This window comes from Bartonella clarridgeiae ATCC 51734, from assembly GCF_000518185.1.
GTDB classification, from domain to species: domain Bacteria; phylum Pseudomonadota; class Alphaproteobacteria; order Rhizobiales; family Rhizobiaceae; genus Bartonella; species Bartonella clarridgeiae.
This window is the reverse complement of sequence record NZ_JADC01000010.1, coordinates 243,637-270,204: the sequence shown is the minus strand read 5'-3', so window position 1 is coordinate 270,204 and position 26,568 is coordinate 243,637. Positions and strand designations below refer to the sequence as shown.

Sequence of the window (26,568 nt, the reverse complement as noted above, 5' to 3'; positions counted from 1 at the left end):
CTTATTTTACTATATTTCACATATTAAGAATATATAATTATTTTGGGTTATCGTTTATTCCTTAAGGATTAGATATGGAAAATGCTATAGAAAAAGGCTGTTGGATGGTAGCAAGACGTGCTACGTTCATGTTTATGGCTGTTATTTTTTTAGTTTACTTTACAATTTAATTTTAATGAGAATAAGAATAATGAAAAAACATGTACTCAAGATCTGCATTTGATTTTGAGGTGAGTAGTGTTTTTATCTGTCTTTGAAATTTTTAAAATTGGCATTGGTCCCTCTAGTTCTCACACAATGGGTCCAATGTTAGCTGCTAATAGGTTTTTGCAAGAGATTATTGCAAGGAATTTTTCTCAGCTATCTCATCTTAAGATTTCTCATATTCGTGTTTATCTTCATGGTTCATTAGCTTTTACAGGAATTGGTCACGCTACCGATAGGGCTGTTGTATTAGGGCTTTTAGGTGAAAAGGCCTCTACTGTTGATCCTGATCGTATAGGATTGCTTTTCGAACAAGTTAGACGTGAAAAAAAAGTGCAACCAGAAGGCCATCCTGTTTATCAGTTTGATCTAGAAAGTGATCTTATTTTTGAAAGAAAAAAGACTTTACCTGGGCATGCTAATGGTCTTGCCTTTGAAGGACTTAATGCCGAAAAGAATGTTCTTTTACGGCAGATTTATTATTCTGTTGGTGGTGGTTTTGTTGTGACTGAGGATGAACTAAATCGTGTAGAATATAATACAAAATTAAAAACATCACAGGTGCCATATCCTTTTGATTCTGCTGATAAAATGTTATCGATGGCAAGAACTTCAGGTTTATCAATTGCTGAAATGAAGCGTATAAATGAAGAAACAAAAATGGAGCATACTGCCTTTAATACTGCGCTTGATGAGATTTTTTGTGCCATGATAAATTGTATTGATAGAGGGCTTTTACAGGAGGGTGAATTACCAGGTCAATTGCGTGTCTCAAGACGAGCTAAAAAGCTTCATGATAAGCTGTTGGAGGATCAGAAAAAAAATTCCAATCAACCACTTTTAGCAAATGATTGGCTTTCTGTATACGCTATGGCAGTGAATGAGGAGAATGCGGCTGGTGGTCGTATTGTTACTGCACCGACAAATGGTGCAGCTGGTGTTGTATCGGCTGTTTTACGCTATTATACTCAATTTCATGATGGTTCAGATAGAGAAGGAATACATAATTTTTTGTTAACGGCCGCAGCTATAGGTGGTATCATTAAACATAATGCCTCTATCTCTGGTGCTGAGGTCGGTTGTCAGGGTGAAATTGGAACAGCATCTGCTATGGCTGCAGCGGGATTAACAGCTGCATTGGGTGGTACGCCAGCGCAAATTGAAAATGCAGCTGAAATTGCTCTTGAGCATCATTTAGGTATGACATGTGATCCAGTTGCTGGTCTTGTGCAGATTCCTTGTATTGAACGTAATGCAATGGGTGCTGTTAAAGCTGTAACAGCTTCTTCTCTTGCTTTACATGGCAATGGAAGACATTTTGTTTCTCTCGATACTTGTATTGAAACAATGCGTCAGACAGGACATGATATGAGTGAACGTTATAAAGAAACAAGCCAAGGTGGTCTTGCGCTTAATGTTTTATCTTGTTAAACACACCTAGTGTATAAAGATAGCATTAATTTGGTAAAGAAGTTCAATAATATCAATAATATGCGTATGCTTACCTAAACAGTAATACATTATTGAAAAAGAGTTTTTTATTGAGCAATTTAACAGTATTAAATGTTATTGCTAGTCTCTAATAGGGATTTTCTTTTTTATAGTGAAAAGTTTAATTTAATTTGTTTGGTGTTAAAAATCCAATGAGATATAATATTTTAACTTTTCTTTTAAGAATAATGTTGCTTAAAAATTGACAGTAACAATATCATTTGCATAAATGAGAACTCATAGCGTAATCTTTACGGCTTTTAAGACAAGGATTTATTATTTAAATTTTTAAAATCATGGATAATAAATGAATATTATTTTGTAAAATAACTTTTGCGGAATTTAACTACAGGTTATCTATTTGTTGCTCCTAGGCGGAGTTTAACAGGTACATTGCCGGTTCGGCTTGCAACACGTAAGTGAATGCGTACAGAAGGCATTGCTAAACGGCGATTTCGAGTCGTCTGGCAAAGGAGAAGGCTTACAAGAGAATGAGTGCTTAATGTAGTTGAGTTATGCTTTAAATTAGCAAGTTTCGTTGCAGCTTCGTGAAGAGATCGTAATGAAAGAAGAGATGGTTGCTTTAATAGTTTTTCTTTTTCAGATGGGGTAGTAGCATTATGTTTCATAGTACTATCCTTAACGTAGAATTTAAAAATTTTTTAATAAGCTACAGTATAGCAGTTAAAATTTGCTTTCTTCAAAGTAACACAAGTATTAAGTGCGGCTTTTTTTGATAGAAATCCAATAAATCGAGCACGATAATAATGATGCCCATCTTTTTCAAAAAGCTGCATATGGGGAGATGTATGTTTTAAAGTGGAACGGGCAATGCTCTTTGCTTTTGAAAGCAGAGTCTTGGCTTGTTCTTCATTAGGAAGAGAGCCAATTTGAACAGCCCATCCACTGTTTTTAGATAAAGAAGCAGAAATAATTTTATTCACCTTGATAGTTTCAGTTTTGTGAGGATTAGGAATTGGTATAATGACTTGGTTTACAGCGGCTATAGCTGTATTGGAATTGTTAGGCTGTTCTGCCAGTGCTGTTAAAAGGGTAGAAATTTCGTCATCAGAATTGATTAAATTGTTTTTTATAATCGGTATAGGTGTTGCAGATCCGGTGGGTAGTTTATAGTGGGTTGTAGCTACCAAATGTTCATCAGTTTTTGTGCGACTTGCTTTTGGTAAATATTGTTTCAATAAGCTAGCCATATGAATGTCACGTGTGGTAGATGATTTTCCTCCCATAACGACAGCAACAATAGAACGTCCATCGATACGCATTGATGTTGCTAAATTAGAACCCGACATTTGTGTATAGCCTGTTTTAATTCCATCAATACCTTTTATTGTTTTGATTAATGTATTGTGGCTATTAATTGTCTGTCCACGAAACCTAAAATGTGTCATTTTAAATAATTTATATTGTTCTGGAAAATGCTTGCGTAAGGCTAATGCTAAAGTAGCCATGTCTTGTGCTGTAGAATAATTACGTGTGTCTGGGAGACCTGAAGCATTAGCGAAACGAGTATTTTTCATACCAAGTTTGCGTGCTTTTACTGTCATCATTTGAGCAAATTTTTGTTCACTTCCACCAAGATATTCACCAATAGCAGTAGCTACATCATTTGCTGACTTTGTAATAAGGGCTTTTGCAGCAGATTCTACAGAAATTGTTTGTCCTGCCTTAATACCCATTTTTGTCGGTGGTCGTGTTGCTGCATAATTAGAAATAGGAATGGGCGTATTTGGTGTTATACGACGGTTTTTCATAGCCTCAAAGATCATGTATAGCGTCATCATTTTTGTTAAAGAAGCAGGATAACGCTTCAGAGTTGCATTAGCTTGAAATAATGTCTTTCCTGTATTTGCATCTATAACTATAGCTGCATATTTATCCGGATGAGCCTCTTTAGGAGTGGCTAATGCCCAAGAGTAAGAAATAACTAAAACAATAAGAGGAATTACTACTTTTTTATAGCAACGCGCAATTTTTCGCCAATTAATATACACTTATATAATATCCTATTTATACTAGCAAATTTTCATTAATATCTTTTTTATTTTAGTTTGTTTTGTATAATTTAGACGAATGATATTACTAATTTATTTATAAGCATCATTTTATGAGTTTTTACACCCAATTTAATCTGAGTATAAAGAATCTAATCGTAAAGGAGAGCTTTTATGCTATGTGCAACCGTATTACAATAGTTATAATTCGAACTTTATAACGAGCATGCAATTACGATAGGGAGGCAAAATTATAATGGTGAAAAAATAAAATATCAACCTCCTATCTTATATTATATACATGATAAAAAAGGCAAAAATTAGGGATAAATAAGCATAATGTTGCTATTATACATGACGTTATATTAAAATCTTAAAGGTTTAAACTATATCATATTCTTGTGATCTTTTTACAGATGTTTTTACTCAGAATTCTTACGCGGTTGTGATGATAATATTGTTGGGTGAGATTGAGAAGTTTCATCCAAAGGTGTTTAAATATTTTATTGTAGGTGATGGATTATGGTAAATTAACAGACCATAATGGTAAGAAAATTGATTGCTGTAGTATTTTAATCATGATAGCTAACGTTGATACCTCAGATGTGATAAAATCAGCTATTGGATTTATAAAGTATATCGCAATGATGATAATATAGAAGCAATTAATCGGTTATCTGTACTGGAATTTCATAATCGGTTAGATACACTGTTATTCTATTTGAACTTTATTCCAATTAATCATCAGTCAATTTTTGGCTTAAGGCACGATTGATTGATCTGGAAGTTAACTTTAAAATAACTAATTCTGCCATAGCTGATAAAATTCTATTCGGTAAATTGCGAAATGACAGTATAGTCCCGATCATTACATCTAAATTAGATGGAAAAAAGAAAGCTGCAGCTAAAATTTCATTTTCTAGTAATATTTATTTCCTGAAAGGTAAGGAAAATCCATAACACTTCTATTTCTGTAAAAAAATGTATTAGAAAAAATTCTATAATTTAAAGGTACTTTAAAGAGCTGCTCGAATTTTTTTTGCATTTTCTTCAAGTATTTCTGTAGATACTACTATATCATTATGAGCATTGAGCTCTACTCCTTCCATACGGGGTATAATATGGAAATGAAGATGGTAAACTGTTTGTTTACTGGCTGCTTCGTTAAATTGCATAATTGTTACTCCATCTGCTTCAAAAGCTTTTTTTACTGCCTTGGCAATTTTTTGAACGGCTTTAATAACTGGAAATAATATTTCAGGATCTGCATCCAATAAATTTCTACAACTTTTTCGAGGAATGACTAGTGTATGACCTTGTGCTTGAGGCATGATATCCATAAATGCAATAACATCTTTATTTTCATAGACTCGAACAGATGGAATTTCATTACGAATTAATTGAGCAAAAATATTATTATTATCATAAACTTGTCGCATGAATCATTTCCTTTTATAGCATAACTAATCTAGAAAGAACATTGATTGTAATGTTTAGATCTTAAAACAAAAGAATGTGAAGACTTATAGAATATGAATTAATTTTTCTTTATTTTAGCATTATTTAAGAAACTAGATTTCTATAATAGCTTCAACTTCTACTGGAACATTCATAGGAAGAGCAGTAACCCCAATAGCAGAGCGGGCGTGTTTTCCAGCTTCACCAAGAATATTTACGAATAAATCAGAAGCTCCGTTAGCAACAAGAGAAATATCAGTAAAGTTAGGATCTGCTGCCACAAAGACAGTGATTTTAATCACTTTTTTTATTTTATTTAAATCACCAAGGACTTTTTTTATTTGTGCAAGAATATTGATAGCACATACTTGTGCTGATTTTTGAGCTTGTTCGATGTTAACAGTTGTACCAACTTTTCCAATTGCTACTGGTTTTCCATTAAAAAGTGGTAGCTGACCAGAGACAAAAAGTTGGTTACCATTTTGTGATACTGTTATATAATTTGCAATAGGTTGTGACGCTTCAGGAATGATAATGTCGAATTTTTCGAGACGATTTTTAATTGATTCGGCCATATTTTAATCCTATAATTATGTATGATATATTATCGTAATTTTTTAATTTAATGGAAATTCTTTCATTAATTACAAGGTGTAAATCTTTCGTGTCTTTGATTATTTGATCAATATAAAACTGAAAGTTAAGAATGATTAGGTTTTTGTTTACAATAGGTTTTTATATTATTTTTTTGTATTCTGTAAGAGCTGAAGGAGCTATTTTTTTGGTTCCTCATCGAGGAGTTTATGATTTTCAATTGGATAATGTTTCTCCTAAAATGACGATTGTTGGAATCTCTGGGCGCATGGTTCATGAACTCACGGGTTCTGCATGTCAGGGATATACAACACGTGTCAGTTTTATTAATCGCATTTATAATGAAGATATGCAGGTTCGTTTAATGAGCCAGGAGATAAAAGTTTATGAAACAGATGATGGAAATAGATTCCACTTTAATATAAAAAATACAATTGGGCAAAATATTGTAAATAACACCGAAGGGATTGCTGAGCGTACTAAAGATGAAATTTTAGTTAAATTAAAGAAGCCAAAAGAAAATGTGTATAAGCTTGCGAAAGCTGATTTTCCAATTACACTACTGAAAAATATTATTCGACAAGCAAAAGCTGGCCATCATTTTTATCACGCAACTCTATTTGACGGGGAGAATGATGCAGATAGAGTAGTAAAAGAAAGTGTTGTTATTGGGGAAAAGAAGACATCGATATCTGATTCCGAGATAGAGGAATTGAAAAAAATAAATAACAGTGGCTATTGGCCCGTCATAGTTTCTCGTTTTGATGATACGAAAAATAAAGACGGTTTACCTATTTATCGTGCGAGTTTTAATCTATACGAAAATGGTGTGATGAGTAATGTTTTTATAGATTATGGAAATTTTTCAATACGTTCAAAATTGAAGAGTCTTCAATTTCTCGATACGAAAAACAATCTGAATAATTGCAAACATTAAATGATGTGCAGAAAATGACTTGAAAAAAAATCAAATGTTAGTATGGTCATCTCATTCCACACGCGGATTTTTGGGTGTTTGCAAAACGATTCTAGCAAATGTCCACCGGTAGTAGGCTTGCTTACTTTTTTCGCGGAGGTCAAACCGGAAAGGATAAAATTATGGCATTACCAGACTTTACTATGCGCCAGCTTTTAGAAGCAGGGGTGCATTTTGGCCACCAGACTCATCGCTGGAATCCAAAAATGGCCTCCTATATTTATGGTCAGCGTAGTAATATTCATATTATTGATCTCTCTCAGACTGTTCCGCTTTTACATCAGGCGCTTAAGGCTGTTTCGGATACGGTTGCGCGTGGAGGGCGTGTTCTATTCGTTGGCACTAAGCGACAGGCATCTGATATTATCGCTGATGCAGCTAATCGTTCTGCACAATACTATGTTAATGCTCGTTGGCTTGGTGGTATGCTGACAAACTGGAAAACAGTTTCTAATTCGATACATCGTTTACGTAAATTGGATAAAACTCTTGCTTCTGATGTGCAGGGCTTTACTAAAAAGGAACGTTTGAAACTTGAACGTGATCGTGAAAAACTTAACCGTGCACTTGGTGGTATTAAAGATATGGGATCTGTCCCAGATCTTATGTTTATCATTGATACAAATAAGGAGAATATTGCTATCCAAGAAGCGAAGCGTTTAGGTATTCCGGTCGTTGCTATTATTGATACTAACTGCGATCCGGATAATATTGATTATCCAATTCCAGGTAATGATGATGCTTCGCGTGCAGTTTCTTTTTATTGTGATCTTATTGCGCGTGCGGCTCTTGATGGAATTGCTCGTCAGCAAGGTACGATGGGAGTTGATCTAGGAGCCCAGGTTGATGTGCCTGTAGAGCCTGTTTTGGAAGACTCAGTTGCTGTTGCTGAAGAATAATTTGAAAACTTCTGTTAAGGCATTTGTTTTTCTGTAGGAAAGGTTTTGAGCGTGCAGAGGAGTTTTTTTTATGTGCGCTTTCGTTATTATAGAACAAAGAGGAAAATATGAGCATTACTGCTGCACAAGTGAAAGAACTTCGAGAATTATCAGGCGCTGGTATGATGGATTGTAAAGCAGCTTTGGCGGAAACCAATGGTGATATGGAGGCTGCGGTTGATTGGTTGCGTAAAAAAGGAATAGCTAAAGCAGATAAAAAGGCTGGCCGTACAGCAGCTGAGGGATTAATTGGTGTTATATCAAAAGGTTTAAGTGCTGTTTTGGTTGAAGTTAACTCTGAAACAGATTTTGTTGCTCGTAACGGTGCATTTCAAGAGATAGTGCGGAATGTAGCAACTGCTGCTTTAGATACAATGGGGGACGTCGAGTCTGTTTCTGAATCTATTTATCCAGGTTCTAAAGAGACTGTAGAGACAGTTATTAAGGATGCAATTGGTACAATCGGCGAGAATATGACGTTTCGTCGTTCAGCTAAATTATCTGTTAAGGATGGTGTTGTTGCCACTTATATACATAATGCTGTTGCGGATGGTCTTGGTAAACTTGGTGTTTTAGTCGCTGTTGAGACTTCCGGAAATAAAGAAGCTGCTGCTGCTTTTGGTCGTCAAGTTGCTATGCATATTGCTGCAACTAATCCATTAGCTTTAACGGCAAAAGATGTTAATGCTGGTGCTGTTGAGCGGGAAAAATCGATTTTTTTAGATCAGGCACGTCAATCTGGAAAGCCTGAAAATATTATTGAAAAAATGGTAGAAGGGCGCATGCGCAAATTTTATGAAGAAGTTGTTTTACTTTCTCAATCTTTTGTTATGAATCCTGATATTACTGTTGAAGCTGCTTTGAAAGATGCTGAAAAGTCTATTGGTGCACCAGCAGAAATCACTGGTTTTATTCGTTTTGCATTGGGTGAGGGTGTAGCGAAAGAAGAGTCCGATTTTGCTGCAGAGGTTGCGGCTGTAGCAAAGAGCTAGTTATTTTTACGAATTTTGATAGAAATTTACAATTATAGTTATAGCACATTTAATAGCGTTGATATAAATTTATATAAATGGAATATAACTATTTAAAAAAGTATCATACCGGGTATCACGTTACAAGTTAATACCCTTAGTGTATCGAAGACAAAAAGTACAAATGCTTTTTGGGAGATTATAAATGACATTAGCTCTTCGATATAAACGTGTTTTATTGAAAGTGTCTGGTGAAGCACTTATGGGAGGACAAAGTTTCGGCATTGATGTTTCAGTTGCAGATCGTATTGCTACTGATATCTCTGAAGTGCGAGCAATGGGTGTAGAAGTTGCTATTGTTATAGGTGGGGGTAATATTTTTCGTGGGGTTGCTGTTGCTTCACGTGGCGGCGACCGTGTGACTGGTGATCATATGGGAATGCTTGCAACCGCTATTAATTCTTTAGCATTACGGACATCATTGACAAAATTGAACATTGGAGCGGTTGTGTTATCGGCAGTTGCTATGCCACAAATTTGTGAAAGTTTTTCCCAGCGCAAAGCAATAAGCTATATGAATCAAGGAAAAGTTGTTATTTTTGCTGGTGGTACAGGTAATCCGTTTTTTACCACTGATTCTGCTGCTACGTTGCGTGCAGCAGAAATAGGAGCAGATGTACTATTGAAAGGAACACAAGTAGATGGCATTTATTCTGCAGATCCTAAAATAGATCCTATGGCTAAGCGTTTTGATCAGTTAACGCATGTTGAGATTTTGCAGTTGGGGTTGTCTGTTATGGATACAACAGCTGTCACTTTAGCGCGTGAAAATAATGTACCCATTATTGTATATTCCATTCATGAAAAAGGTGGTTTGGCTAAGGTATTGAATGGAGAGGGACGATTTACAATAGTATCATAATAAAGGTGATTATCAAGATACAATGAAGGGAAACAGACATATGGATATAACACTAATTATGGATGATCTAAAACGTCGCATGGAAGGTGCTATCTCTTCTTTTAGACACGAGTTAGGTAGTTTGCGGACTGGGCGAGCATCAGCTAGTTTGTTGGAACACTTGACGGTTGAGGCTTATGGTTCTGTTGTTCCTATAAATCAAGTTGCCAATATTTCTGTTCCGGAATCACGGATGCTTTCAGTATCTGTATGGGATAAAACGATGATAGGAGTCGTTGAACGTGCTATTCGTGATTCTGGTCTTGGTTTAAATCCTATTACTGAGGGTATGAATTTGCGTATTCCTTTACCTGAATTAAATGAAGAACGCCGAAAAGAATTAGTAAAAATTGCGCATCAATATGCAGAACAAGCTCGTATTTCTGCTCGCCATGTTCGTCGTGATGGTATGGATAATTTAAAGAAGTTAGAAAAAGAAGGAGAAATTGGACAAGATGAAGCGCGTAGCTTGTCTGAGAAAGTCCAGAAGCTTACGGATGAAACCGTAGCTGAAATTGATAAAATTTTAGTTTTAAAAGAAACTGAAATTATGCAAGTTTAGATTTTTTTTATCATTGAAGAAAAATATCATATTCTTAGTTATATTGTCATTTTATAGATGAGAAGAGTGAGTATTGTTTGTTTTGCATAATTTTTTTTTGATAATATCTTCATTTTTGAGCAGGTTATTATGATTATGATAGTTAAAACATCTTTATATGAACAGAATATCAATTTCAGTTTCAATTATTTGCATAAGTGATGAATAGTAGTTTTCTAATTTCTTTTTACGGTGGGCAACATATTTTGAACTGTATTTTTTTATTGGGTTTTAATAAGTAAACTTCTGAAGTTATATATCAATGATTATTGGTTTTGTGAGTGCCATTTTTTGTATCCGAATTTTATTATAATTACTAACAAAACTTAGAAAAAGTACGAATATAAAATATTATATAGCAAATTTGGAGTATTGTTTCTTAACCTTATGCTTCTTTATTATTGTTTGGAGATTATTTTGTCTAATCTTATATCTCGCATTCTGACAGCTATTGTTTTTGGTACTATTGCTTTATATTTAACATGGTGTGGCGGAATTTTATTTTTTTTATTTACGTGGGGTATTGGTGGTTTTATCCTTTATGAGTGGATTAATATCACTGAAGAGAAGTGGAATGTCTTACAAAAAATATTAGCTGGTATTTTTTATTTTGTTTTTGGTTCTTTTTTGGTTTTCAGTACATCTGCTCCATTAATTTTTTGTGTTGTAATGGCTTTAGCAGTCTTATTAGCCTTTACATCTATTAGGAATGTTGGTTGGATTTCTGGAGGATTTGTATACGCGTCTTTTCCAGTAGTTGCTCTGTCTTTTTTACGAGGCTATGATCTGTTAGGTTTTTGGGGAGTGATTTTTTTATTTGCAATAGTGTGGACTACAGATATTGCTGCATATTTTAGTGGTCGTGCGTTTGGTGGTCCCAAATTAGCGCCACGATTTTCCCCTAATAAAACATGGGCGGGTGCGATTGTTGGTACGCTCGCGGGGTTTTCTAGTGGGATAGTGGTCATTGTTTATGTTTTTGGTGTCAGTGCATTGGATTATTTTGTATTCTTAATTGCTTTAATTTTATCCGTTATTTCACAGATAGGTGATTTAGGACAATCATGGTTAAAAAGGCGATTTTCTATTAAAGATTCTGGTTTTTTATTACCTGGGCATGGGGGATTTATGGATCGTATGGATGGGTTAATTTGTGCTACTTTGCTTTTTTATATAATTGGCTCGTTTATGTTTGATATGAATACACCTTTAGTCTTTTCTATACGATTGTATTGAGAGAGGATATTTTGGAATTTTTAAATCATATACTTAATGCAAGTGATCTATTTTTAAGAGGCTTAAATGTTTTTTTCGCCATTGTAGTTATCGTTTTTGTACATGAGATAGGACATTATCTTATTGGACGATGGTGTGGTATTAAAGCATCTGTTTTTTCAATTGGATTTGGACCAAAGTTGCTGAATTATAAAGATAAACGGGGAACACAGTGGCGTTTAGGGCTGTTTTTATTAGGGGGATATGTAAAATTTGTTGAAGATGGTGATGGAATAATACCATCGTCAAAATCATCTTCATTGATACATGGTTCATTTATGGGAGCTCATGCTTGGAAAAGAGCGGTGACTGTTTTTGCAGGTCCTTTATTTAATGGCCTTTTTGCTATTGTTGTTTTAACATTTTTTTTCTTTTTTTATGGTCGTGTAGTTGTTGAACCCGTTGTTGGCTATGTAGAAAAAGATTCTCCTGCTATTCAAGCAGGTTTGATACCAGGCGATCGTTTTGTTGAAATGGATGGTAAACGGATTGAAAGTTTTGAAGATTTAATAGCTTATGTAACTTTGCATGGTGGAGATCCTATAGAATTTAAAATAGAGCGTATGGGACAAGTTTTAAAGGTAGTGATTACGCCTAAAGTAATCAAACGAGATGATGGATTTGGCAATCAAATCCGGAGTGGCATGATTGGTGTGAGAGCTCCTGTTGAACGAAATAATCCTGAACGTTTAGATCAAGCTTATAAAAAACACATTTATTATAATTGGGTAGAATCAATAGAAGAGTCATTAAAGTGTGCAACATGGATTATTACCCGAACAATTTCTTTTTTTAGCCGCTTAATAGGTGGACAAGGAGATCATTGCCAATTAAATGGTCCTTCTAAAACTTTTAAGATTGCTTGGAAGATTAGTGAAGCAGGTTTTACCTCTATGTTGTATTTTACAGCTTTTTTTTCAGTTTGTATTGGTTTTATTAATCTTTTTCCACTTCCACCGCTTGATGGTGGACATTTATTGCTTTATATTACTGAAGCTATGATTGGTAAGCCAGTTCCAGCTAAAATTCAGGAATTTTTTTTTCGCGTAGGATTTTTTATTATCATCATGTTTATGATTTTTGCGCTATTTAATGATTATGTTTGTTGGTTTGGCTATTAATTGTGGGAAATATTTTACAAATTAAATAATAGTAAAATTTAAGAGGTTGTTTACTATATCCACAGAATATTGTAGCAGAATGGGCTATAAATAGTAATAAGTGCATAAAGTGGTTCCTAATAAGAAGTTATTGTAACTTAGCTTGTTAGGTATGTGTTTAGGAATAACAGAGTATTAAGGTGAAGAAGCTTATGACCGCGAATTCAAGACTTTTAAATGCAGCATCTGTATTGGTGTTAGCTATGGTTGCAGTTGCTCCAGTAGCAGCTGTTATGTCAATTGCAATTGTTGAGGAAACACAGGCATCAATTGTTCATTCTATTGAAATTCGTGGTAATAAGTATGTGGGTACTCAGACCATTAGAGATAACATGAAAATTAAAGCCGGAAGAGATTTTTCTGAAGTTGATATTGATGCTGAAGTAAAACGTCTTTTTGAACTGGGCTTATTTTATGATGTTAAAATAAATCAGGTAGGCAATAAGCTTGTTGTAGCTGTTAAAGAATACGAGGTTGTTAATCAGGTACTATTTCAAGGGAATAAAACATTCAAAGATCCTGATCTGAAACGTTTTATTACTCTGAAGCAAAATGAAACTTTTAGTTCTGATAAACTTACAGCTGACATAAAAGTAATTCGTGAAGCTTATAAGAGTGTTGGTCGCAATAATGTTTCTATAACGGTTAAAACTATTAATTTAGGCAAAGGACGTGTGAATGTGGTTTTCAATATTGTTGAAGGCCCAAGAACGAAGATTGCCGACATTACTTTTCAAGGGAATAAAACATTTGGGGTGCGTCGTTTGCGTGATGTGATTTTCACAAAGTCTTCAGGAATATTCTCATTATTGATGAAGGGTGATGTTTATACAGAGGATCGTCTAGCTGCTGATGAAGAGGCTCTTCGCCGTTTTTATTATAATCGTGGTTATGCTGATTTTCGCGTTGTTTCATCTAAGGCGGTTTATGATGAAAGCAGTAATGCTTATAAAATTCATTTCATTCTTGATGAGGGAGCGTGCTATAAAATTGGTGATATTCGGGTTGAAAGCGATATTGATGGGGTTGATAGTCAGTCTCTGAAACAGGTAATTAAAACCCGTACAGGTGATGTTTATAATGCGGAATATGTTGAGCAATCTGTGGCACTTATTAACAACAAGGTTGCTGATTCTGGGTATGCCTTTGCTAAGGTTGATCCGAGAGGAGACCGTAATTTTAAGAATCACACAATTTCGATTGTTTACAACATTGAGCAAGGTCCTCGAGTATATGTTCAACGAATTGAAATACGCGGTAATGAAAAGACGCGTGATTATGTTATTCGGCGTGAACTTGATTTAAATGAAGGTGATGCTTACAATCAAACACTGGTGCAACGTGCAAAACGTCGATTAGAATCTCTAGGCTTTTTTAAAGCAGTTAATATTTCAATGGTTCCAACGGATCAATCTGACCAGGTTACATTGGTTGTAGATGTAGTAGAAATTCCGACAGGAGATCTTTCTTTCTCTGGAGGATATACAACAGGTGGTACAAGTCCAGGTATGTCTCTTGAAGTATCTGTCACTGAACGTAACCTTGGGGGACGTGGTCAATATGTACGTTTGGGGGTAGGAGCTGGTCAAGAAAAGTCCCGTAATTATAATTTGTCATTTGTTGATCCTCATTTCTTAGGTTACCGTTCATCTGCTGGTCTTGATATTTTCCGCAGTACTTATCGTGCTGATAAAGCATATGATGTGCGGCAAACAGGTGGTTCGCTTCGATTTGGGTTGCCAATTAATGATCAATTATCTGCTAATTTAGCTTATTCTTATGTGCAGGAAGAATATGATTTTGGTGAAAAATATGACTTGACCGATGATGAAGTCATACAAGAATTGTACAGAAAATATTCTGGTGCGATTGTTCAGGCTGCTAAGAATAGTCCCTGGCATCGTTCATCTATTAGTTATGGTGTAACTTATAATTCTATCGATGATATGAAGAATCCACATGATGGTATATATGCACGGCTTCTTCAGGAATATGCAGGGCTTGGTGGAAATGCGCAATTCCTTAAGACAACCGGTAAGGCGATGGTGTATAAGACACTCTCTGATCGAATGGACATTGTGGGTTTGTTTTCTATCGGCGCTGGTTATATATATGGAATAAACGACGATGGTCTTCGGATTTTTGATATGTTTAAAAGCAACAATGATATGATTCGAGGTTTCAAATATAACGGAATAGGGCCGCGTCAAATTTCTCAGCGCGGTGAAATGTATTTCTTAGGTGGTACAACATATATGAATGGAACTGCTGAAGTGCAGTTTCCTATACCTATTGTTCCTGATAGTTTAGGATTCCGTGGTGCTGTATTTTTAGATGCTGCAACACTTTATGGCAATAATTATAAGCCTGTTTTGAAAGATGAAACGCCGGTTACAAATACTCATAGTTCATGGCGTACATCTGCAGGTATTAGTTTAATGTGGGAATCTCCATTTGGTCCGCTTCGTTTTGATTATGCTTGGCCACTAACTAAGCAAGAAGGGGATAATGTGCAAAATCTGAACTTTGGTATTTCTACCAAATTCTAATTTGGATTTTTTCCAGGAGGGTAAACTTTAAGGGAAATTACATTAGACTGGGAGAGAAAGTGTTTTGATGGCGGATACATTTTTTTTTACGCCGTCTCGGCGGTTGACGGTTGCTGACGTAGTAAAGTTGACGGGTGCAAAGCTTCTTAATCCAGAATTTTCTAATACAGTTATAAATACTCTTTCTTCTGTTGAGAGTGCTGGAGAGGGCTCTCTTGTTTTTATAGAGAATCGAAAGTTTTCTGATGCTCTATTAGGAAGTTCTGCGGTTGCTGTTTTTTGTACGAGTGACATTGTTTTTAAAGTGCCTGAATCTATTGCAATTTTGGTGACATCTACACCGCAACGTGATTTTGCTCAAGTGGGACGTATTTTATTTCCTACTTCTGTTAAGCCAACACCTTGGTTTGGTCAAAGGGAAATTTCACCGCATGCTCATATTCATTCAAGTGCTAAGCTTGAAGATGATGTGTGTGTTGAGGCGGGAGCTGTTATTGGTAGAAATGTTGAAATTGGTTCAGGTACTCTTATTTCGTCAACAGCTGTTATTGGAGAAAATTGTCGTATTGGACGTGATTGCTATATTGCTCCTAAGGTAACGGTTCAGTATTCTTTAATAGGCGATAGAGTTTATATTTATCCTGGTGTTTGTATTGGGCAAGATGGTTTTGGTTATGTTAGAAGCGCTATTTGCGTTGAAAAAATTCCACATCTTGGTCGTGTGATCATTCAAGACGGTGTAGAAATTGGTGCAAACACAACGATTGATCGCGGTACATTTGATGATACAATTATTGGTGAGGGTAGCAAAATTGATAATTTGGTGCAGATCGCTCATAATGTGAAGATTGGTCGTTATTGTCTAATTGCTGCTCAATGTGGAATTGCTGGAAGCACATCTGTAGGAGATATGTCCCAGCTTGGAGGAAGTGTTGGGATTGCAGATCATATCACAATAGGTGAAGGTGTTCAGATTGCTGCTGGGAGTGGTGTTATGAATGATATTCCAGATGGGGAAAAGTGGGGTGGTAGTCCAGCACGACCATTTAAACAGTGGTTTCGCGAAGTAGCAGCATTGCGTAGTATCGGGAAATTAAAAAGGGAGAAACGATGATATGACCGATACTAAAGATACTAAAAGTTTAGAGGCTATCGATATTGATAAATTGCTATCGATATTACCACATCGTTATCCATTTTTATTGATCGATCGTATAGTTGAAATTGATGGTGATCAAAGAGCTATAGGTATTAAAAATATAACAATTAATGAACCACATTTTATCGGACATTTTCCTGAAAAGCCAGTTATGCCTGGTGTTTTGATTTTAGAAGCTATGGCGCAAACAGCAGGAGCAATTTCACTTTTAAATTTAAATGATCAGAAATTAGGTCTAGTTTATCTTATGACTGTTGATAATGCGAAGTTTCGTAAACCGGTTATACCTGGTGATCAACTAAAGATCTATGTACAGCTATTAAAGAAGCGGTCGAATATTAGACGTTTTTTATGTATTGCAAAAGTAGAAGATGTTCGCGTTGCTGAAGCAGAAGTTTCTGCAATGATTGTTGAATCAAGGCAAATGATATAATAGGAATTTAGGAATGTCTGATACAAAAATCCATCCAACTGCTTTTGTAGAAAAAGGTGCAGAACTTGGTAAAGACGTATCAATAGGGCCGTTTTGTCATATTAGTTCAAAAGCTGTTATTGGTGATGGATGTCATCTAATGAGTCATGTTGTAATAATGGGTGAAACAGTGTTAGGTGCGGATAGTAAAGTATTTCCTCACGCAGTTTTGGGTGCAGATCCACAAAATAATAAACATAAGGGGGGGCATACAACTCTTTCTATTGGTAAAAACTGTATGATTCGTGAAGGTGTCACGATGCATAGAGGCTCGGATTCAAGCTCAATGACAACAATTGTTGGTGATAATTGTCAATTCTTTTCTTATGCTCATGTCGCACATGATTGTTGTGTAGGAAATCACGTAACATTTGCAAATAATGCAATGATTGGCGGTCATGTTACAGTTGGCGATTATGCTATTATTGGTGGTGGTGCTGCTGTTCATCAGTTTGTTCGTATTGGACATCATGCATTTATTGGTGGTGTATCTGCATTGGTTGGAGATTTGATTCCTTATGGAACGGCTGTTGGTGTACAAGCAAAGCTTGCTGGTTTAAATATTATTGGTATGAAGCGCGCTGGTCTTGCGCGTAAAGAGATTCATGCTTTACGTCATGCAGTTTCTATGCTTTTTGATCGTAATAAACCGTTTAAAGAACGTGTCAATGATGTCTTTTCTTCTTATTCTACTTCGCAATCTGTAGTCGATGTAATTAATTTTATTCAAGAAAAAGGAAAACGTTTTTATTGTACACCTAAATTTGAAGATGACATGATAAATTCAAATAAGGACTAAGAGTGCCTAGAAGTTTTCTTTCCGGTAGAACTGCCATCATTGCTGGAAACGGTGTTTTACCTATTGTAGTCGCTCAAGAACTTGAAAAACGTGGACAAAATCCTTTTATTGTTCTTTTGCGTGGTGAAGCCGATGTAGCACTTTATAGTTATCAACATTGTGAACTGTCAATTGTGGAGTTGGCACGACTATTTAAAGTTTTAAAAGCAACTGAAATTCACAATGTTATTTTGGCAGGTGGTGTGAAAAAACGTCCGTCTCTTTTACAATTGCGGCCCGATTGGACGACTTTATCGGCTTTATCAAAGTTATTTAAGGCATTGAGAAGTGGAGATGATACGTTATTAAAAGCCTTTATACGTGTTGTTGAAGATCGCGGTTTTTGTGTTGTTGGTGCTCATGAAGTTGTGCCAGATTTACTTGCTCCAATAGAATGTAATTTAACGTTGCAATCTGCTACTCCTAAGCAGAGTGCTGATATTCTTTTGGCGATTGAAGCAGCAAGGCTTTTAGGTCGATTAGATATTGGACAAGCAGCTGTGGCTATTGATGGCCGAGTGGTTGCAGTAGAGGATTCAAAGGGAACTGATAATATGTTAAAGCGAGTCCAAGAAATACGGGAAAGACAGCATTTACCGCAAGGTGGTGTTCTTGTGAAATGTGCAAAGCCACAACAAGATTATCGAGTGGATTTGCCGTCAATTGGACCTACAACAGTAATTAATGTTGCCAAAAGTGGATTGTCTGGCATTGCAGTGGAAGCAAAGAAAAGTTTGATATTATCTTTAGAAAAAACGATAGAAGAAGCTAACAAACATTCTTTGTTTATAGAAACATTTAGGACAACGGACAATGAATAATGGTTCTTTAAAAATTGCTGTTATTGCAGGTGAAGAATCTGGTGATTTACTTGGAGCAGATTTAATTTCTTCTTTATACAGACAGACAAGGTGCAATATTCATTTGATTGGTGTTGGAGGCAGACATTTAGAATCATTAGGTTTAAAAAGCTTTTTTAATTTTAATGATATTACTTTAATAGGTTTAGGAACAGTTTTAAAGAAACTGCCATTATTATTGATGCATATTTGTAATTTGTCTAAGTTCATTGCACGGGAACAACCTGATTGTTTAATTATTATTGATAGTCCTGATTTTACTCATCGTGTTGCAAAAAGAGTACGTATTTTGGCACCTTCTATTCCCATTATTCAATATGTTGCGCCAACTGTTTGGGCATGGCGGCCGGAACGTGCTAAAATTATGTGCAAATTTATTGATCATGTATTGGCAATTTTTCCTTTTGAAGAAAAGATTATGAAAGATTTGGGGGGACCAGCTACAACCTATGTTGGGCATCGTCTTTTAACCTACTCCCCGCTTTTAGCTGTTCAATCGAAAAAAAAACGTTTACGTAATGAACAAATATTGCAGCCTACAGTTGTTGTTTTACCAGGGTCACGGAATTTAGAGATACGCAATTTGATGCCTATTTTTGGAAAAGCAATAGAAATTGCTAAACAACGCATTCCTCATTTACGTGTTATTTTACCAACTTTACCACATTTAATAAATGAAATTCGTCTTTTAACAAAAGATTGGAAAAATGATGTTGAGATTGTTGTTGGTGAAGATGCAAAATGGTCTGCTTTTGCAGAGGCTGATGTTGCGCTTGCGGCGTTAGGAACAGTTTCACTTGAATTAGCACTGGCAAGAATTCCAATGGTACTTTGTTATAAACTTGATTATTTTTCTAAATTATTTTTTTTTCCAAAAATATTACTATGGAGTTCTGCTCTTCCGAATATTATTGCCGATAAGCCTGTTGTTTCAGAATATTTTAATGAGTTTTTACGACCTGGCATGTTAGCAAGGCAGATAGAACAACTTTTGTACAACCATTTATTACGACGTGCACAATTTTGTTCTTTTGATATAATAGAGAAGAAGATGAAAACAGGGGTATCATCAGGAGTCATTGCTGCTCAAACGGTGATAAGCTTTCTTGAGAAAAAATCAGGAAATTTAAAATTGTTGATACCATAATGTTTATGGTTAATGTTTGATTTTGGCCAGGAAATCGCGAGCACGTTGGCTTTTAGGATTAGTAAAAAATGTGCTTGATGTTGTGTCTTCGATAATTTTTCCATTTTCTAAAAAGAGTATTCTTTCTGAAACTTTGCGAGCAAAACCCATTTCATGGGTAACGCAAAGCATTGTTATTCCAGTATTTGCTAGTTGAGTCATAACCTCTAAAACTTCTCCAACACTTTCTGGATCAAGTGCTGATGTTGGTTCATCGAAAAGCATTATTTTGGGTTCCATACAAAGAGCGCGTGCTATAGCCACGCGTTGTTTTTGTCCTCCAGATAGTTGTAAGGGGTACTTATTACAGTGCTTTTCAACACCAACTTGTGTAAGATAATAGATTGCTTTTTCTGTTGCTTGTTGTTTGGAAAGTTTGTGGACTGTTATGGGTGCTAAAATACAATTTTCTATGACGGTCATATGAGGAAATAAATTAAAGTTCTGAAAAAGCATTCCTATTGTGCGTAGAATACCTTTTTGTTGTTGTATGGGAGCGTTATTAATATCAACATTATGGATCCAGATTGAACCCTCTTGTGCTTGCTCTAGTTGATTAACACAACGAATTAAAGTTGATTTTCCTGATCCTGAAGGGCCACAAATAACAATACGTTCGCCAGTTTCTACATCTAAATTGATATTATGTAATACCTGAAAGTTTCCATACCATTTATTTAGATGGCGAATAGAGATAATAAGGCTTTTCGCATTGTCAACAGGGTTATTATTTTTATTTTCCAGATTCATTTTTTATTTTCTCATTGATAAATAAATCAATTCATTTAACATCTTGATTGGGTGAAAGGCTTTATAATTATTTTTTATCTACCGTAAATATCGGGTTAGATAGTGTTCAATTAGAATAATAAAACGATGAATAAGCTCAACGATAATAAGATAAATAATAGCAACCCAAATGTAAACTTGGAAATCAAAAGTGCGTGAGTAGATGAGTTTAGTTGTACCCATTAAATCATATACAGTTACAAGTGAAGCAATAGTACTAGATTTAGTCATTAAAATAAATTCGTTTCCTAAAGGGCGTAATGCTGTTACCATTGCTTGCGGAAGAATAATTTTGAAAAATGTTATAGAACGACTCAGTCCTAAAGCTTTTGATGCTTCTCGTTGTTCGGTTGCTACTGCTAGCAAGCTTCCTCTAAAGATTTCAGCTTGATAGGCAGCAGAATTAAGCGAAAAAATAAAAAGACAGCAATACCATGCATTTTGAAAAAACCACCATAAACCAATTTGTTCCCAGAAATTGTTCAATGATCCAAGCCCATAGTAAAAGAGAAAGAGCTGTGCCAATAAGGGGGAACTGCGAAAAAAGTAGATATAAGCACGTGCTAAATATTGTAAGATCTTATTATTTGATAAACGTATAAATGTAATCAATATACCAAGGAGAAGGCCCATTGAACAAGAAATAGAAACAAGTTTCAAAGTAACAATAAAACCATCAATCAATTTTAGGCTATAACGGCTTAAAAGTAAGGGATTTAAAATAAAATAGAGCCATTCAGGAATCATTAGATCAGTACCTTTTTTATCCTACTTCTGTGCATGTTTCTAGATAACGTAAGATTGTGGAAGAAACTGCTGAAAATAATAGATAAATTAAGCATGCTAAAAGATAAAACAGAATAGGTTCATTAGTTGCTGCAGCAGCTAAATTAGTTTGTCGCATGAGATCAAGAAGTGAAATAGTTGAAACAAGGGATGTATCTTTCAACAGAGTGAGCCAATTGTTAGAAAGTCCTGGTAAGGCATTGCGAATAAGTTGAGGAAAAACAATCCGAAAAAATGTTGTTGAACATGAGAGACCTAGAACTTGAGCTGCTTCATATTGGCTTTTATCAAAAATCCTAAATGCTCCAAGCCAAACTTCACAGGAAAAAGCTGCAAAAACCATACTAAAAGCAAGAACACCAGCAATAAAGGCATTAATACTAAATATTATTTCAATATTTAAGAAATCGAATATAGCTTGAATAAAGTTTTGTAAGCCATAATAGACAAGAAACAATGTTAAAAGTTCTGGTAATCCACGAAATACTGATGAAAATAAAGTTGCTATAGCTTTAACTATCTTGATATTGGATTGAATCATTATTGCGTTCAGAAGTCCTAAAGGAAGTCCTACAATTATACAGCACAAAGCTAACGACAATGTCATTCCTGCACTTGAAAGTATTACCATACTCCACCCACCATTGCTAAATGATAGCAATGATAAATTGTCAATCATCTCCATTCTCCTAATAAAGATTTTAGTAGTTATTTGCTGAAAATATAACTCATCTGCTCAATTTGTAATTAATTTTATATTTAATAAATATCAATTGAAAAATATTTTTTAGTAATTTCATCATGTGTTCCGTCAGCACGGATTGCTTTTATGGCTTCATTGAACTGGTTTTTAAGAATATCATTGTTTTTACGTATAGCAATTGCAATAGGAAGTTGAGTTCCTTCAATGCTTCCTAAAAAACGGCAACAGCCCTTTCCTTTATTTTTAAACCAGTCTAATATTTGTAATTTATCAAGAATAACAATATCAAGGCGTTTGCTTAATAGATCACGTGTTACTTCTTTTGATGTGGGATAAAGTTTAATGTTAACTCCTTTAGATGCATAATGATTTTCTGCATATATAGCTTGTGTCGTATTTGATTGTACACCAAGATTTTTTCCTTTAAATGCTTCCACTGAGATTTCTTTAATTTTTGAATCTTTAGGAACAATTGCAGCTAATTCTGTGTTGTAATAAGCATCTGTGAAGTCAATTTTTTTTAGTCGTTCTTGCGTAGGGGATAGGGATGCGATAATAGCATCATATTTTTGGGCAAGAAGACCGAGAATAATTCCATCAAAATCTTGAAGGGTGATAACGCATTCAACTTTCATTTTTTTGCAAAGTGCATAAGTTATATCAATGTCAAAACCATGGAGTTTATTATTTGAGTCAATATAACTGAATGGCGGATAGGAGCCTTCAGTTGCAATTTTCAACGTTTTAGCATTAACTAATTGGGCAAATAATGTTGCACTTATTATGAGGGCTATTGCCAATAATTTCATTATCCTCTCCTATGAGGTGCACAAAAAGATACTACGTTATTACATATTTTAAAAAATTATTACATATTTTATAATCTGTAAGATTATTAAGACAAATACAAAAATTTACTGGTGTTATTTTTGTTGTAATCATAAGAAGCCTTTATCATGATTTTTAGGAGTGTATAGCATATACACAAGAAAAAAAGTTTATAGTGAGTAAAATATGAATTGTATTTTCGTCATCTTTATACAAGAATTATTTTAAATTATTCAATCTGTTTAAATTAATTATGCTATAATTTAATATCCTGAGAATGACTGAGCACTATTATATCTAGACAGCATGCTTTTGGTATCGTCAGCTCGAATTTAGCAAGAAACATGTAAAGCAGAGAAAATACGGTAGATAATTTTGTGAGTAGTGAGATATCGACAAAAAAAGCGATGATAGAGTAAATTTGCGAGCGAAACGATAATTTTTTAATAAGGTTATTACAACTTATCATGGTTTGAAGTGGCTTGTATTACTTTTTTTGTTTGTTATTGACACTAAATGTCTTATAAATACCGCCAGCATATTGGCTCGCAATTTAAGCAGTGGCTGAGTAAGAGTTAGATGGGATATAAAGAGCTTATTTAAGTCCTAATATGATATTTTATGTTTTTAAAAATAGAAAAATCAATATGCTAATCTTAATAAAAATGAAAGTGGTAAGTTGGAGGAAATACCAAAAAATAAAGCCTCAATAAATTAAGGCTTTATTTATTAATTTTTTATTTTTTTGAATTTGTACGGTTGTTTATCGGGATATATTCGCGTGCTGCAGGACCTGTATAAAGTTGGCGTGGACGGCCAATTTTTTGTGCTGGATCTTCAATCATTTCTTTCCATTGTGCAACCCAGCCAACACTGCGTGCTAATGCAAAGAGAACAGTAAACATTTCAGTCGGGAAGCCTAAGGCTTTTAATGTAATACCAGAATAGAAATCAACATTAGGATAAAGCTTTTTTTCAATAAAGTATTCATCATTCAAAGCAATTTTTTCAAGTTCCATAGCGATATCAAGAAGTGGATCATCTTGGATATTGAGTTCTTTTAAGACTTCATGGCAAGTTTGTTGCATAATTTTCGCACGTGGATCATAATTTTTATAGACACGATGACCAAAACCCATAAGACGGAAACGATCATTTTTGTCTTTTGCGCGTGCAATAAACTCAGGAATTTTTTGAACAGTGCCTATTTCTTGCAGCATTTTTAGACATGTTTCATTAGCACCACCATGCGCTGGTCCCCAAAGGCATGCTACACCCGCTGCTATACATGCAAATGGATTAGCTCCTGATGAACCAGCAAGACGTACAGTTGATGTAGATGCATTTTGTTCATGGTCTGCATGAAGGGTAAAAATTCGGTCCATAGCTCGAGCAAGCACTGGGTTAATTTTATATTCTTCGCAAGGAACAGAAAAGCACATATGAAGGAAATTTGCGGCGTAACTGAGATCATTACGTGGATAAACAAATGGTTGCCCAATGCTATATTTATATGCCATTGCAGCGAGAGTTGGTACTTTGGAAATAAGACGAATGGAAGCAATCATTCTTTGTTGGGAATCTGTGATGTCAATGGAATCGTGATAGAATGCAGACATAGCTCCAAGGCAAGCAACCATAACAGCCATAGGATGAGAATCACGACGAAAACCATGGAAAAATCTTGCAAATTGTTCATGTACCATCGTGTGCTGCATAATACGGTGGTCAAAATCAATTTTTTCTTGTTTGTTTGGTAGTTCACCATAGAGCAAAAGATAGCAGCTTTCCAGAAAGTCTCCTTTTTCAGCGAGCTGGTCAATAGAATAACCACGATAAAGCAAGATCCCCTTGTCACCGTCGATATAAGTAATTTTTGATTCACAAGAAGCAGTTGAGGTAAAGCCAGGATCATAAGTAAAGGTATCTGTTTGTTTATAGAGAGACGCAATCTCGATGACATCAGGGCCAATGGTGCCTTTACGTACAGCTAATTCTATTTTTTTATCATTTACAGTCATATATGCTTTATTTTCGGACATTAAATATTTCCTTTCAGTGCTTTTTTAAATTGATATGCTGTTTTATTAGCTATGGCAATTTATAGTTAAAGCTTTTCCTACCTATGTTGAGAATAAATTGACTCTAAAATTTTGTTTAGACAATATGAAATATTATTTATTTTAATTTTTTAAGTTAAAAAACAATTTTATATTTCATTAAGAGAATTATACTTTAAATATTTTATAGCTTTATATATCTCATTGATATGCAGTTCGAATAATTTGGTCATTGATGCGGTTAAGAGATTCTTCTCTTCCTAATAAGACAAGCATATCAAAAATTCCTGGTGATGTTACGTGTCCTGTGAGAGCAGCTCGAAGTGGCTGAACAACAGTTCCAAATTTAAGTTTTTGTGTTTGTGCATAATGTCGAATGATTTCATCCAAAGTTTTTTTATCCCAATTTTGGCACGATATTAAGGTAGGATAAATTCCTTTTAAAATAGTTTGACTATTTTCATCTAAGAGTGTTTTTGCTTGTTCATCGAGAGGTAACGGTCGTTGTGCAAAGATAAATGACGCATCATTAATAAGTTCAAGCAATGTTTTTGAACGTTCTTTCAGATTTGGTATTGCAGCTAGAAATTGAGCACGGCGTTTTTGATCAAGTTGTTTAGTTATTTTTAATTCATTTGCATTTTCCGGTAAAATACTAAGAGCGGCATCAAAAAGATTTTGATCATTGCTTAAACGCATATAGTGTCCGTTGATGGCGTCTAGTTTTTTGAAATCAAAACGAGCAGCACTTTTATTGATATCATCAATATCAAACCAGGCAATCATATCTTCTATTGAAATGATCTCGTCATTACCATGGCTCCAACCTAGACGAACAAGGTAATTGAGCAAGGCAGCGGGGAGATATCCCATTTTTCGATAGGCATCAATACCTAGTGCACCATGCCGCTTTGATAATTTTGCACCGTTTTCACCATGGATGAGCGGAATATGTGCCATAATAGGGATATCCCATCCCATTGCATTGAATATAATAGCTTGGCGAGCTGCATTCGTAAGATGATCATTACCGCGAATGATATGTGTTATCCCCATATCATGATCATCAACAACAACAGCATGCATGTATGTTGGAGAACCATCAGAACGCAGAATGATAAAGTCGTCTAAATCTTTATTAGGAAATCGAATATCACCTTGAACACGATCGTGCAAAATTGTTTCGCCATCTTGTGGAGCTTTAATCCGAATGACAGGTTTGATTCCTTTGGGGGCTTCAGAAATGTCACGATCACGCCAGCGCCCATCATAACGTGGTGGAAGACCCTTTGCACAGGCACTTTCGCGCATTTCAGCTAATTCTTCAGGTGTAGCATAGCAATAATAAGCTTTGCCATTTTTTACTAGTTGTTCAGCGATCTGGCGGTGACGCTCTGCTCGTTTGAATTGCGAAATAGGATCTCCATCATAGTTAAGTCCCATCCAGTATAAACCCTCTATGATAGCTTTAACTGCAGCTTCTGTTGAACGTTCTCGGTCTGTATCTTCAATACGTAAAAGCATCTTGCCTCCGGTATGTTTAGCATAAAGCCAGTTAAAAAGTGCGGTACGAGCGCTACCAATATGAAGGAAGCCTGTAGGTGATGGTGCGAAACGGGTGATAACAGACACAGATATTATCCTCTAATTGAGATATTATTTATGATAACTTTATTGAAGAACTATGTTAGCATAGG

Annotated in this window: 24 protein-coding genes; 14 read left to right on the top strand and 10 right to left on the bottom strand. The window is 35.1% G+C overall.

The genetic code is table 11. The features are described 5' to 3' along the window. Positions 1-237: 237 nt before the first annotated feature. Entirely contained in the window at positions 238-1,635 is a 1,398-nt protein-coding gene (locus T420_RS0103505) for an L-serine ammonia-lyase (protein ID WP_013545204.1), read from the top strand. A 413-nt stretch (positions 1,636-2,048) separates the two neighbouring features. On the opposite strand, the gene T420_RS0103500 is transcribed toward T420_RS0103505, so the two are convergent. From T420_RS0103500 to T420_RS0103480, 4 genes are all read right to left on the bottom strand, one after another. Next, positions 2,049-2,324, bottom strand: a complete 276-nt coding sequence (locus T420_RS0103500) for a hypothetical protein (protein WP_013545203.1) — start codon at positions 2,322-2,324, stop codon at positions 2,049-2,051. Positions 2,325-2,357: 33 nt separating this feature from the next. Next, positions 2,358-3,707: a D-alanyl-D-alanine carboxypeptidase gene (locus tag T420_RS0103495; RefSeq protein WP_013545202.1), complete on the bottom strand. Its 1,350-nt coding sequence runs from the start codon at positions 3,705-3,707 to the stop codon at positions 2,358-2,360. A 1,016-nt stretch (positions 3,708-4,723) separates the two neighbouring features. Further along, positions 4,724-5,146: an HIT family protein gene (locus T420_RS0103485; protein ID WP_013545199.1), complete on the bottom strand. Its 423-nt coding sequence runs from the start codon at positions 5,144-5,146 to the stop codon at positions 4,724-4,726. Between the two features lie 132 nt (positions 5,147-5,278). Beyond that, on the bottom strand, positions 5,279-5,740 hold the full coding sequence (locus tag T420_RS0103480) for a RidA family protein (RefSeq protein ID WP_013545198.1): 462 nt from the start codon (positions 5,738-5,740) through the stop codon (positions 5,279-5,281). Between the two features lie 131 nt (positions 5,741-5,871). On the opposite strand from T420_RS0103480, the gene T420_RS0103475 reads away from it, so the two are divergent. The 13 genes from T420_RS0103475 (at position 5,872) to lpxB (ending at position 19,666) form a co-directional block, all read left to right on the top strand. Then, complete coding sequence (locus T420_RS0103475) at positions 5,872-6,696, top strand: EipB family protein (RefSeq protein WP_026501143.1); 825 nt, start codon at positions 5,872-5,874, stop codon at positions 6,694-6,696. Between the two features lie 161 nt (positions 6,697-6,857). Further along, positions 6,858-7,634: a 30S ribosomal protein S2 gene (gene rpsB / locus T420_RS0103470; protein ID WP_026501142.1), complete on the top strand. Its 777-nt coding sequence runs from the start codon at positions 6,858-6,860 to the stop codon at positions 7,632-7,634. Between the two features lie 107 nt (positions 7,635-7,741). Beyond that, positions 7,742-8,665 (top strand): translation elongation factor Ts, encoded by a 924-nt coding sequence (tsf, locus tag T420_RS0103465; RefSeq protein ID WP_013545195.1) that lies wholly within the window; start codon positions 7,742-7,744, stop codon positions 8,663-8,665. A gap of 184 nt (positions 8,666-8,849) precedes the next feature. After that, a complete protein-coding gene (gene pyrH / locus T420_RS0103460) occupies positions 8,850-9,566 on the top strand; it encodes a UMP kinase (RefSeq protein ID WP_013545194.1) in 717 nt (238 codons plus the stop codon). 40 nt (positions 9,567-9,606) lie between these two features. Continuing rightward, positions 9,607-10,167 carry a ribosome recycling factor gene (gene frr, locus T420_RS0103455; protein ID WP_013545193.1) on the top strand — a complete coding sequence of 187 codons (561 nt, stop codon included), beginning with the start codon at positions 9,607-9,609 and terminating at the stop codon, positions 10,165-10,167. Between the two features lie 456 nt (positions 10,168-10,623). Continuing rightward, positions 10,624-11,442, top strand: a complete 819-nt coding sequence (locus T420_RS0103450) for a phosphatidate cytidylyltransferase (RefSeq protein WP_013545192.1) — start codon at positions 10,624-10,626, stop codon at positions 11,440-11,442. Positions 11,443-11,453: 11 nt separating this feature from the next. Continuing rightward, positions 11,454-12,602, top strand: a complete 1,149-nt coding sequence (locus T420_RS0103445) for a M50 family metallopeptidase (protein WP_026501141.1) — start codon at positions 11,454-11,456, stop codon at positions 12,600-12,602. 191 nt (positions 12,603-12,793) lie between these two features. After that, positions 12,794-15,190 (top strand): outer membrane protein assembly factor BamA, encoded by a 2,397-nt coding sequence (bamA, locus tag T420_RS0103440; RefSeq protein WP_013545190.1) that lies wholly within the window; start codon positions 12,794-12,796, stop codon positions 15,188-15,190. Between the two features lie 67 nt (positions 15,191-15,257). Continuing rightward, the gene (gene lpxD, locus T420_RS0103435; protein WP_013545189.1) at positions 15,258-16,304 is read left to right on the top strand and encodes a UDP-3-O-(3-hydroxymyristoyl)glucosamine N-acyltransferase; all 1,047 of its coding nucleotides are present in this window, start codon (positions 15,258-15,260) and stop codon (positions 16,302-16,304) included. A 1-nt stretch (position 16,305) separates the two neighbouring features. Further along, entirely contained in the window at positions 16,306-16,782 is a 477-nt protein-coding gene (gene fabZ, locus T420_RS0103430) for a 3-hydroxyacyl-ACP dehydratase FabZ (protein WP_013545188.1), read from the top strand. 13 nt (positions 16,783-16,795) lie between these two features. Further along, a complete protein-coding gene (gene lpxA / locus T420_RS0103425; RefSeq protein ID WP_013545187.1) occupies positions 16,796-17,620 on the top strand; it encodes an acyl-ACP--UDP-N-acetylglucosamine O-acyltransferase in 825 nt (274 codons plus the stop codon). A gap of 2 nt (positions 17,621-17,622) precedes the next feature. Continuing rightward, a complete protein-coding gene (locus tag T420_RS0103420) occupies positions 17,623-18,480 on the top strand; it encodes an LpxI family protein (protein ID WP_013545186.1) in 858 nt (285 codons plus the stop codon). Beyond that, positions 18,473-19,666, top strand: a complete 1,194-nt coding sequence (gene lpxB, locus T420_RS0103415; RefSeq protein WP_013545185.1) for a lipid-A-disaccharide synthase — start codon at positions 18,473-18,475, stop codon at positions 19,664-19,666. Before T420_RS0103420 ends, lpxB begins: the two co-directional genes overlap by 8 nt. Before the next feature lie 9 nt (positions 19,667-19,675). On the opposite strand, the gene T420_RS0103410 is transcribed toward lpxB, so the two are convergent. The 6 genes from T420_RS0103410 to gltX all read right to left on the bottom strand — a co-directional run bounded on the left by T420_RS0103410 (position 19,676) and on the right by gltX (position 26,503). After that, positions 19,676-20,455 carry an amino acid ABC transporter ATP-binding protein gene (locus tag T420_RS0103410; RefSeq protein ID WP_013545184.1) on the bottom strand — a complete coding sequence of 260 codons (780 nt, stop codon included), beginning with the start codon at positions 20,453-20,455 and terminating at the stop codon, positions 19,676-19,678. Positions 20,456-20,533: 78 nt separating this feature from the next. Continuing rightward, positions 20,534-21,241: an ABC transporter permease gene (locus T420_RS0103405; protein WP_013545183.1), complete on the bottom strand. Its 708-nt coding sequence runs from the start codon at positions 21,239-21,241 to the stop codon at positions 20,534-20,536. A 16-nt stretch (positions 21,242-21,257) separates the two neighbouring features. Then, positions 21,258-21,959 carry an ABC transporter permease gene (locus T420_RS0103400; protein WP_013545182.1) on the bottom strand — a complete coding sequence of 234 codons (702 nt, stop codon included), beginning with the start codon at positions 21,957-21,959 and terminating at the stop codon, positions 21,258-21,260. Between the two features lie 80 nt (positions 21,960-22,039). Then, positions 22,040-22,792 carry a transporter substrate-binding domain-containing protein gene (locus T420_RS0103395; RefSeq protein WP_013545181.1) on the bottom strand — a complete coding sequence of 251 codons (753 nt, stop codon included), beginning with the start codon at positions 22,790-22,792 and terminating at the stop codon, positions 22,040-22,042. 756 nt (positions 22,793-23,548) lie between these two features. Beyond that, a complete protein-coding gene (gene gltA, locus T420_RS0103390; RefSeq protein ID WP_013545180.1) occupies positions 23,549-24,853 on the bottom strand; it encodes a citrate synthase in 1,305 nt (434 codons plus the stop codon). Positions 24,854-25,072: 219 nt separating this feature from the next. Continuing rightward, the gene (gltX, locus tag T420_RS0103385; RefSeq protein ID WP_013545179.1) at positions 25,073-26,503 is read right to left on the bottom strand and encodes a glutamate--tRNA ligase; all 1,431 of its coding nucleotides are present in this window, start codon (positions 26,501-26,503) and stop codon (positions 25,073-25,075) included. Between the last annotated feature and the right edge of the window lie 65 nt (positions 26,504-26,568).